Origin of the sequence: Rickettsiella endosymbiont of Litargus connexus (assembly GCF_964277335.1) — a bacterium.
Classification (GTDB): domain Bacteria; phylum Pseudomonadota; class Gammaproteobacteria; order Diplorickettsiales; family Diplorickettsiaceae; genus Aquirickettsiella; species Aquirickettsiella isopodorum.
The window spans coordinates 1068700-1077755 of sequence record NZ_OZ195516.1 but is presented as its reverse complement, the minus strand read 5'-3'; the positions used below and the strand labels follow the sequence as shown (position 1 = coordinate 1077755).

The window sequence follows — 9056 nt, the reverse complement described above, 5'->3', positions numbered from 1 at the left end:
CGAGTGCCACGCTCAGTAAAAAAAGGTCCCTATATACAGGGACATTTAACGAAAAAGGTACAAGCAGCCCAAGTGGCTAGTGTTAAACGACCTATTAAAACTTGGTCGCGTAGCTCTATGATTTTGCCTGAAATGATAGGTTTGACGATAGCCGTTCATAATGGTCGGGATTTTGTTCCTATCTACATTACAGAAAATATGATAGGTCATAAATTGGGAGAGTTTTCAATTACACGTACTTTCCGTAGCCATAGAGCAGCCGATAAGAAAGCCAAAGGCACAGATGAAAAAAAGTAGTTAAAGAGGTATAGAAAGTGGAAGTTGCAGCACATTTAAAATACGCACGATTATCACCGCAAAAGTGTCGATTAGTAGCGGATCAAGTACGCGGATTGACCGTGGAAAAAGCACTGCAAATATTGGACAATAGTGTCAAGAAAAATGCTAAGGCGATAAGAAAAGTTTTAGAATCAGCCGTAGCGAATGCAGAACATAATGCGGGCGCTGATATCGACACACTGAAGGTATCAACTATTTTTGTTGATGAAGGCTCTACTTTAAAGCGTATGCATGCCAGAGCTAAAGGTCGGAGTAATCGCATACTAAAACCAACTTGTCACATAACAGTAAAAGTGTCAGATGATAATGGGGAGAAAAACTAATTATGGGCCATAAGGTAAATCCTGTTGGAATTCGTTTAGGTATTACCCGAACATCGACAGCAAGATGGTATGCAAAAAAATCCCGTGAGTATGCGGATAATCTTTACAAAGACTTATGTGCTCGCAAACTGATAGAAAAAGCATTATATCAAGCGGGAGTATCTTCCATACAAATAGAACGCGCCGCTAGAAAATCGAAAATAACTATCTCTGTTGCAAAACCAGGCGTAGTGATAGGTAAGAAGGGTGAATATATCGATCGACTAAGAGAAAAGTTAGAAAAAATTATGCTGGTACCCGTACGGCTTTCCGTAGTGGAAGTAAAAAAACCGGAATTAGACGCTAAATTAGTTGCCGAAAATATTGCGCAACAATTAGAACGTCGTGTTATGTTCCGTCGAGCGATGAAGCGTGCTGTACAAACAGCCTTACGATTAGGTGCGCTCGGAATTAAAATTAATGTGGCGGGACGTTTAGGTGGTGCAGAAATAGCACGTAGTGAACGTTATCAAGAAGGAAGCGTTCCATTACATACTTTCCGTGCAGATATTGATTATAGTTTAGCGGAAGCGCAAACAACCTATGGAAAATTAGGTGTAAAGGTTTGGATTTATAAAGGTGAAATTTTTGATCGTTCAAAAATTTCGAATTTAGAAACTACAGAGGCCAAGACACAATTTCTTGATGATCGAAATCAAAAGCATTATAGTCGCAGACGTCAACCCGCTACGGCTAAGCATCATCCTGTGAATAAAGAAATTGTAGATGAAGCTACGCGTTAAAATAATATTGAAGAATAGATAATTTGGGAAAAGATTATGTTGCAACCCAAGCGGACAAAATATCGTAAGCAATTTAAAGGGCGTAACCGCGGTATTGCTACACGAGGTACAGAAATTAGTTTTGGACAATATGGCTTGAAAGCAACCGCTGCCGGCTTTATTACTTCAAGACAAATTGAAGCGGCGCGTCGTGCTTTAACGCGACACATAAAACGAGGTGGAAAAGTTTGGATTAGGATATTTCCTGACAAGCCGATCACCAAAAAACCTTTAGAAGTACGTCAGGGTAAAGGTAAGGGGAGTGTTGAATATTGGGTGGCGGTCATTCAACCGGGTCGTGTTTTATTTGAAATGGAAGGTATCTCTGCTGATACCGCTAGAGTTGCTTTAAAATTGGCAGCTGCAAAATTACCTATGACCACTAACTTTGTTACGCGGACGGTGCTTTAATGAATAAAAAAGAATTACGAAATTTATCTGTTGAGTTACTTAAAGAAGAAACCTTTAAGTTAGGACAGGAAAAATTTAAATTAGAAGCACAGCATGCAACGCATCAATTGACTGCGACACATCGATTGAGAGCAGTGAGACGGCTGTTAGCGAGATCATTAACTATTTTACATGAAAATATGGGCCAAAAAATATGAGCCAAACTAAAGTCAACCGAACCTTAATGGGACGAGTTATCAGCAATAAGATGGATAAAACCATCAATGTTTCTATAGAGCGTAAGGTAAAGCACCCTAAGTACGGAAAATATTTAAAGCGAAGTAGTAAAATTCTTGCGCATGATCCTGAAAATCAGTGTCAGGAAGGTGATACGGTTATTATTCAAGAAGGACGTCCTATTTCAAAACACAAAGCCTGGTCGCTCGTGCAAGTGGTAGTAAAGTCAATAAATCAGCAACCCGTTCCTGAAGAAACGGTGGAATAGGGGAAGTTTTTTATGATACAAATGCAAACAGAATTAGCTGTAGCAGATAATAGCGGTGCACGTAGCGTGATGTGTATTAAAGTATTAGGCGGATCAAAGCGACGCTATGCCGGAGTGGGAGATGTCATTAGAGTTAGCGTTAAAGAAGCTGTTCCGCGCGGTAAAGTGAAAAAAGGAGAGGTTTGGCATGCTGTCGTTGTGCGTACTAAAAAAAGAGTACGTCGAAGTGATGGTAGCGTGATACGTTTTGATAGCAATGCGGTTATTTTGTTGACTGCACAATTACAACCACTAGGTACACGGGTATTTGGTCCTGTTCCGAGAGAATTACGTACCGAACGCTTTATGAAAATTATCTCATTAGCATCTGAAGTATTATAAGGGTAGAGTACACCATGCGTAAAATTAGAAAGGGTGATACCGTCATTGCCTTAACCGGTAAAGACAAAGGTAAGCAGGGTAAAATATTGAATGTTAGCGTTGCTAAGAACCGTGCCCGTGTAGAAGGGATTAACTTAGTAAAAAAACATGTGAAACCCAACCCACAAAAAAATATTGCAGGGGGGATCGTCACGCAAGAATCGCCTATCAATTTAACGAATTTGGCTTTGTATAATCCAGTAAGCAAAAAAGGCGATAAAGTGGGGATCAAAAAGCTAGAGGATGGAAAGAGGGTGCGTATTTTTAAATCCAACGGCGAACTGGTTGATATCTAATAATTAGGTGAGATTTGATGGCAAGGTTAAAAGAGCATTATTTAAATACGGTTACGAAACGGCTTAAGCAAGAATTTGCTTATGAAAGCGTTATGGAAGTTCCCCGTATTACTAAAATTACACTTAATATGGGTGTAGGAGAAGCCGCAGCAAATAAGAAAATTATTGATGCAGCTGCGTCGGATATGACGTTAATTGCTGCGCAAAAACCGATTATTACCAAGGCGAAAAAATCTAACGCAGGTTTTAAAATTCGTGAAGAGTGGCCTATTGGTTGTAAAGTAACACTGCGAAAAAACCGCATGTACGAGTTTTTGGATCGTTTAATCAGTGTCGCAATTCCGCGAATTCGAGATTTTCGTGGATTTAGTCCTCGATCATTTGATGGTCGTGGAAATTATAGTTTAGGAATTCGTGAGCAAATCGTTTTTCCTGAAATTAAATACGATACGATTGATGCGTTACGAGGGTTGGATATTACGATTACAACTACGGCAAAAACTGATCGGGAAGGCCGGGCTTTATTAGCAGCATTTGAGTTTCCGTTTAAAGAGAATTAATATTTATGGCAAAAAAAAGTGTAATTATGCGTCAAAAAAAGCGCGAACTCATCGTAAAAAAATATGCGGTAAAGCGTGCTGAGTTAAAAGAAATTATTTACAGTACGAACGCATCAGATGAAGATAAATGGTTGGCGCAACAGAAGATTCAACTATTACCACGTGATTCTTCTTCAGTGCGATTACGTAATCGTTGCCGTTTAACTGGGCGACCTCGTGGGGTCTATCGGCACTTTGGATTGTCTCGAAATATGCTGCGGATTTATGCTATGAAAGGTGAGCTCCCAGGATTAGTTAAATCAAGTTGGTAAGGTAAAAAATATGAGTATGCAAGATCCTATCGCAGATATGCTCTGCCGAATGAAAAATGCCCAAGCTATTGATAAGCCAACGGTATCAATGCCTTCATCAAAAATAAAGCTAGCTATTGCTAAATTATTAAAAGAAGAAGGTTATATCACTGATTTTCAATGCGAGGAAAAAGAGTTTAGATCCTCACTGACAATTTTTTTAAAATATTACTTAGACAAGCCTGTTATCGCGTCATTAAAACGGGTAAGTCGTCCCGGGTTGCGAATTTACCGTTCGGCAACTGAGCTCCCTAAAGTGGTAGCAGGGTTAGGAGTCGCTATTATTTCTACTCCGAAAGGGTTAATGACAGATAGAGCGGCTAGAGCTTTAGGTCAAGGCGGCGAAGTTATTGCTATCGTTGAATAAACGTTAAGATAAAGGTTGGTATGTCAAGAGTTGCAAAAAATCCAATAAATTTCGGCGATGCGCAAGTCACGCTGGATGGCGAAATATTAGTTGTTAAAGGCAGTAAAGGAGTATTAAATTTAAAACTGACTAAACAAGTGAGTATTGAAATTAAAGATAAATCTTTACAAGTTACTCCTAGAGACAATAGTACAGCGGCGGATGCTTTAGCAGGAACAACCCGTGCTAATATTGCTAATGCGATTGTAGGGGTAGTTGATGGATTTAAGAAAGTGCTGCAATTGGTAGGCGTTGGTTATCGTGCTAATGTACAAGGAAAAAAAATTAACTTAACATTAGGCTTTTCACACCCTAGAGATTATGAAATTCCAGAGGGAATTATTATAACAACACCGACGCCGACCGAAATTGTGATACAAGGGTTTAACAAGCAATTAGTTGGACAAGTTGCGGCGGAAATACGCCAGTATCGTCCGCCTGAATCTTATAAAGGTAAAGGTGTGCGTTATGCGAATGAACGCATTAAATTGAAAGAAACTAAGAAAAAATAGTCACTCGAGGTAGGCATGTTAGACAAGAAGTTAAAACGAAAACGCAGGGCAACTAAGACACGTGCTAAAATACGTCAGTTAGGTGTACCACGTTTATGTGTTGCACGTACTTCTAAACATATTTATGCGCAAATTATTATATCTGCCGATCGCGGTGATAAAGTATTAGCAAGTGCGTCTACACTAGATAAAGAAATCAAAACCTTAGGTACTACAGGAAATAGTATTAAGTCAGCGACAATGGTTGGTGACTTTATTGCAAAGCGAGCATTAGCGGCTGGAATTAATCAAGTGGCTTTTGATCGTTCAGGCTTTAAGTATCATGGTTGTATTAAGGCATTGGCAGAGGCAGCCCGGGAAGCCGGCTTGCCCTTTTAATTAAAAGGTTATTCATCGATGAGTTTTGATCAATCAACGAAAAGTGATGGCTTGCAAGAAAAGTTAATTGCAGTCAATCGTCATGCTAAAGTTGTCAAAGGCGGGCGAATTTTTAGCTTTGCAGCGGGAGTTGTCGTGGGCGATGGCAAAGGCCGTATTGGATTTAGCAAACGTCCAGCAAGAGAAGTGTCTGTTGCTATGCAAAAAGCACTGGAAAAGGCACGACGTAACATGCTTTATGTAGAACTGAACAATCATACGATATACCACCCATTGATAGGGCGGCATGGGGCGACTAAAGTAATTATACTTCCAGCTGTTGAAGGAACAGGGATTATTGCCGGTGGTCCTATGCGTGCCATTTTTGAAGTGCTGGGTATTAAAAATGTCATTGCAAAGATTATTGGATCCTCAAATCGAATCAATGTCGTGCGCGCCACTTTAAAAGCGTTGTCGAGCATGTCTACACCTGAAATGATTGCGGATAAACGTGGAAAATCGATTAAAGAAATTTACGAATAATTAGGTAAGTAGATATGTCAGAAAAAAAATTGCGCTTGACTCTCATACGTAGTATCTCAGGGCGTTTACCTCATCATACCGCGACGGTCCTGTCATTGGGCTTAAAGCGATTAAATCAGGTCGTTGAAGTGAAAGATAATTTACCTATGCGTGGGATGATCGATCAAGTATCTTACTTAATAAAAGTTGAGGAAATTTAACCTATGTATCTTAATACATTGAAGCCTGCTCCTGGCTCAAAACCTGTTGGAAAGCGTGTAGGGAGAGGAATAGGTTCCGGCTTAGGGAAAACTTGTGGACGAGGTCATAAAGGGCAGCGCGCACGAGCCGGCGGCTTTCATAAACTAGGTTTTGAAGGTGGACAGACACCTTTACAGCGTCGTTTACCTAAATTTGGCTTTACCGCACTGAAATCATTGCCATTACAAGTGTTACGAATTGACGTTTTAAATAAAATTAAAGTAGATGTTGTTGATATCCAAGTGTTGAAAGAATGTCGATTAGTTCCTGCATGCACAAAAGAGGTTAAATTGATAGCAACAGGTAAACTTGGAAAGTCGGTGACTATAAAAGGTTTAAAGTTAACTAAAGGAGCAGAGGCATTAATTAAAGCAGCTGGTGGCAGTGTTGAGGTTTAAATAGATGGATAAAATTAGCCATCTAACGGCATCTTCAGCTTCGCCAAAGGGACGTACACCCAACAGCGGATTTAGCGAGCTTAAAAGACGTTTACTCTTTGTTTTACTGGCGTTGGTTATTTATCGTATCGGTGCGCATATTCCTGTTCCGGGTTTAGACCCGCATCGTTTAGCTGATTTATTTAGTCATCAGAGTAATAGTATCTTAGGGCTTTTTAACATGTTTTCCGGAGGTGCTCTGTCCCGGTTCACTGTCTTTGCTTTAGGTCTTTTACCTTATATTTCAGTTTCTATTATTGTTCAGCTTTTAACAGCGGTAACGCCTGCATTAGAAGAGCTTAAGAAAGAAGGAGAAGCAGGGCGTCGTAAACTTAATCAGTACACACGTTATGGAACAGCACTCCTGGCGTTAGTTCAAGCAGTAGGTATGGCAAAGTGGTTAGTGGGTAATCACGTTGTTTTAAATCCAGGTTTTTTCTTTTATTTTGTTGCTACAATCACGCTGGTTACCGGTACGATGTTTTTGATGTGGCTAGGTGAGCAAATCACCGAGCACGGTATCGGTAACGGTATTTCCCTGATAATTTTTTCAGGAATTGTATCAGGGCTACCAGTCGCTGTGGCTAAGTCCTTAGAGCAATTTAGACAGGGACAAGTGCAGTTTTTAACACTACTTTCTATTTTGACCGTTATTGTGTTGGTAACCGCTTTTGTCGTATTTATGGAGCGAGGACAGCGTCGTATTACCGTTAATTACCCGCAGCGTCAACAAGGTCGAAAAATTTATAGTGCGCAAACGAGTCATTTGCCTTTAAAAATCAACATGGCCGGTGTTATTCCACCCATATTTGCTTCAAGTATTATGTTGTTGCCTGGCACCTTTGCGAACTGGTTTTCCAATGTGAAAGGCTTGGGATGGCTGGGAAAACTTAGTTTTTGGTTAGCGCCGGGGCAACCTCTTTATATCTTGTTATTTGCTGCGGCAATCATATTCTTTTCTTTTTTTTATACGGCGCTAGTTTTTAATCCTAAAGAAACAGCGGACAATTTGAAAAAATCAGGTGCATTTATTCCCGGCATAAGACCTGGTGAACAAAGTGCGCGATACATTGATACGACGATGACCAGATTGACCTTAATAGGTTGTATTTATCTGGTTTTGGTTGCTTTATTACCGGAGTTTATGATATTTACTTGGCATGTCCCTTTTTATTTTGGGGGCACATCCCTATTAATTATTGTAGTGGTCATCATGGACTTTATGGTCCAGGTTCAATCTTTATTGATGTCCCATCAATATGAATCACTACTTAAAAAAGCTAATTTGAAGGGTTTAGGTGGGCAGGGTAATGCCTATTAGTTGGTTTAGAGCGCTGCTAATAAGCTTTTCTTCATCCTCCTTTTATATAAAGTAGAACGTAGCTAAGGCTAGCTATTCGTGCGTAAGGATTAAAATTTAGAGGTTATTATGAAAGTTAGAGCATCGATTAAAAAAATTTGCCGAAATTGTAAGGTTATTAAGCGTAAGGGAAAATTAATAGTTATTTGCTCTGCTGAAGCTCGTCATAAACAACGCCAAGGTTAGCTGCTCTGCTTGAATAGGGAGAGGCTGTATTTTCTGCGAGTGTTATTGATTTTTTGTCAGGAGTGAGATACCCTACTGCGCCTTCTGAAATATCTTAAATTTAAAGGTTTGGAGTGAAAAAATGGCTAGAATAGCCGGTGTCAATATACCAATAAATAAACATGTCGTTATAGGCTTAACTGCCATTTATGGGGTGGGGCGATCGCGTGCTAGGGAAATATGCAAAGATCTGAATATTTCGCCTGAAACCAAAATTAAGGAACTTTTAGATGCACAGTTAGATGCGATACGACAGAAGATTCTTACTTATAAAGTAGAAGGTGATTTACGGCGAGAAGTTTCTATTAGTATCAAGCGTTTGATGGATCTAGGCTGTTATAGAGGCATTCGGCATCGTCGAGGCTTACCAGTCCGTGGTCAACGCACTCGTACTAATGCACGCACGCGTAAGGGTCCTCGTAAAATGATCCGTAAAGATTAATGACCGTGTCATTAATCAATAAAATGTAATATATAAGCTTAGGTATTTACTAATATGACAGATTACAATTCACATGCTTCTCAGCCGCCTTTGACTATGGCCGATAAGGCTTTAGCAGGAGCGCACCGTAAGCGTAAAGAGGTTGTTCCGGATGCCATCGTTCATTTGAGCACCTCGTTTAATAATACGATTATTTGTATACGCAAGGGTGGAGATACCTTAGGCATCTCTTCTGCTGGAGCTTGTGACTTTAAAGGGACAAAAAAGGGGACAGCTTTTGCTGCCCGGGTTGCATTCGAAAAGGCCATAGAAAAAGCTTATGATAAATACAGAACTAAATATAAACATAATTTAGGACGTGTTGAAGTGAGAATTAAAGGACCTGGACAAGGATCCGAGCAAGCAATTATGGCACTGAAGAACAAAGATATTGAGGTGACACAAATTTTGAATATTACGGGTGTGCCGCATAATGGTTGTCGACCTCCGAAGCGGCGTCGAGTTTAGAATATATTAATAATTTTTGGAGT

20 protein-coding genes are annotated in these 9056 nt (G+C 39.9%); all 20 read left to right on the top strand.

Annotated elements, in window-relative coordinates:
• The first annotated feature begins 3 nt into the window (after positions 1-3).
• The 20 genes from rpsS (at position 4) to rpsK (ending at position 9033) form a co-directional block, all read left to right on the top strand.
• Positions 4-297, top strand: coding sequence for a 30S ribosomal protein S19 (gene rpsS / locus ACICP9_RS04770; protein ID WP_071662571.1), 294 nt, complete (start codon positions 4-6; stop codon positions 295-297).
• Between the two features lie 17 nt (positions 298-314).
• On the top strand, positions 315-662 hold the full coding sequence (gene rplV, locus ACICP9_RS04765) for a 50S ribosomal protein L22 (RefSeq protein WP_071662570.1): 348 nt from the start codon (positions 315-317) through the stop codon (positions 660-662).
• A 2-nt stretch (positions 663-664) separates the two neighbouring features.
• Positions 665-1444 (top strand): 30S ribosomal protein S3, encoded by a 780-nt coding sequence (rpsC, locus tag ACICP9_RS04760; protein WP_071662569.1) that lies wholly within the window; start codon positions 665-667, stop codon positions 1442-1444.
• 36 nt (positions 1445-1480) lie between these two features.
• Positions 1481-1894, top strand: coding sequence for a 50S ribosomal protein L16 (gene rplP / locus ACICP9_RS04755; RefSeq protein WP_071662568.1), 414 nt, complete (start codon positions 1481-1483; stop codon positions 1892-1894).
• Positions 1894-2091 carry a 50S ribosomal protein L29 gene (gene rpmC / locus ACICP9_RS04750; protein ID WP_071662567.1) on the top strand — a complete coding sequence of 66 codons (198 nt, stop codon included), beginning with the start codon at positions 1894-1896 and terminating at the stop codon, positions 2089-2091. The genes rplP and rpmC overlap by 1 nt, the downstream gene beginning before the upstream one ends.
• Positions 2088-2378 (top strand): 30S ribosomal protein S17, encoded by a 291-nt coding sequence (rpsQ, locus tag ACICP9_RS04745; protein ID WP_071662566.1) that lies wholly within the window; start codon positions 2088-2090, stop codon positions 2376-2378. The genes rpmC and rpsQ overlap by 4 nt, the downstream gene beginning before the upstream one ends.
• Positions 2379-2390: 12 nt before the next feature.
• On the top strand, positions 2391-2759 hold the full coding sequence (gene rplN / locus ACICP9_RS04740; RefSeq protein WP_071662565.1) for a 50S ribosomal protein L14: 369 nt from the start codon (positions 2391-2393) through the stop codon (positions 2757-2759).
• 14 nt (positions 2760-2773) lie between these two features.
• Positions 2774-3094, top strand: a complete 321-nt coding sequence (gene rplX, locus ACICP9_RS04735; RefSeq protein WP_395497206.1) for a 50S ribosomal protein L24 — start codon at positions 2774-2776, stop codon at positions 3092-3094.
• Between the two features lie 17 nt (positions 3095-3111).
• Positions 3112-3654: a 50S ribosomal protein L5 gene (gene rplE, locus ACICP9_RS04730; protein ID WP_071662563.1), complete on the top strand. Its 543-nt coding sequence runs from the start codon at positions 3112-3114 to the stop codon at positions 3652-3654.
• Positions 3655-3659: 5 nt separating this feature from the next.
• Positions 3660-3965: a 30S ribosomal protein S14 gene (gene rpsN / locus ACICP9_RS04725; RefSeq protein WP_071662562.1), complete on the top strand. Its 306-nt coding sequence runs from the start codon at positions 3660-3662 to the stop codon at positions 3963-3965.
• A 10-nt stretch (positions 3966-3975) separates the two neighbouring features.
• The gene (rpsH, locus tag ACICP9_RS04720; protein WP_071662561.1) at positions 3976-4371 is read left to right on the top strand and encodes a 30S ribosomal protein S8; all 396 of its coding nucleotides are present in this window, start codon (positions 3976-3978) and stop codon (positions 4369-4371) included.
• 20 nt (positions 4372-4391) lie between these two features.
• A complete protein-coding gene (rplF, locus tag ACICP9_RS04715) occupies positions 4392-4922 on the top strand; it encodes a 50S ribosomal protein L6 (RefSeq protein WP_395497203.1) in 531 nt (176 codons plus the stop codon).
• Positions 4923-4937: 15 nt separating this feature from the next.
• Entirely contained in the window at positions 4938-5300 is a 363-nt protein-coding gene (gene rplR / locus ACICP9_RS04710) for a 50S ribosomal protein L18 (protein WP_084028735.1), read from the top strand.
• Between the two features lie 18 nt (positions 5301-5318).
• On the top strand, positions 5319-5822 hold the full coding sequence (gene rpsE, locus ACICP9_RS04705; protein ID WP_395497200.1) for a 30S ribosomal protein S5: 504 nt from the start codon (positions 5319-5321) through the stop codon (positions 5820-5822).
• A gap of 14 nt (positions 5823-5836) precedes the next feature.
• Positions 5837-6022 carry a 50S ribosomal protein L30 gene (rpmD, locus tag ACICP9_RS04700; protein ID WP_084028733.1) on the top strand — a complete coding sequence of 62 codons (186 nt, stop codon included), beginning with the start codon at positions 5837-5839 and terminating at the stop codon, positions 6020-6022.
• A 3-nt stretch (positions 6023-6025) separates the two neighbouring features.
• Positions 6026-6460, top strand: coding sequence for a 50S ribosomal protein L15 (rplO, locus tag ACICP9_RS04695; protein WP_084028732.1), 435 nt, complete (start codon positions 6026-6028; stop codon positions 6458-6460).
• Positions 6461-6464: 4 nt separating this feature from the next.
• Positions 6465-7820: a preprotein translocase subunit SecY gene (secY, locus tag ACICP9_RS04690; protein ID WP_071662559.1), complete on the top strand. Its 1356-nt coding sequence runs from the start codon at positions 6465-6467 to the stop codon at positions 7818-7820.
• Between the two features lie 108 nt (positions 7821-7928).
• On the top strand, positions 7929-8045 hold the full coding sequence (rpmJ, locus tag ACICP9_RS04685) for a 50S ribosomal protein L36 (RefSeq protein WP_071662558.1): 117 nt from the start codon (positions 7929-7931) through the stop codon (positions 8043-8045).
• Between the two features lie 121 nt (positions 8046-8166).
• A complete protein-coding gene (rpsM, locus tag ACICP9_RS04680) occupies positions 8167-8526 on the top strand; it encodes a 30S ribosomal protein S13 (protein WP_071662557.1) in 360 nt (119 codons plus the stop codon).
• Between the two features lie 54 nt (positions 8527-8580).
• Positions 8581-9033, top strand: coding sequence for a 30S ribosomal protein S11 (gene rpsK / locus ACICP9_RS04675; RefSeq protein WP_342741274.1), 453 nt, complete (start codon positions 8581-8583; stop codon positions 9031-9033).
• The last annotated feature ends 23 nt before the right edge of the window (positions 9034-9056 follow it).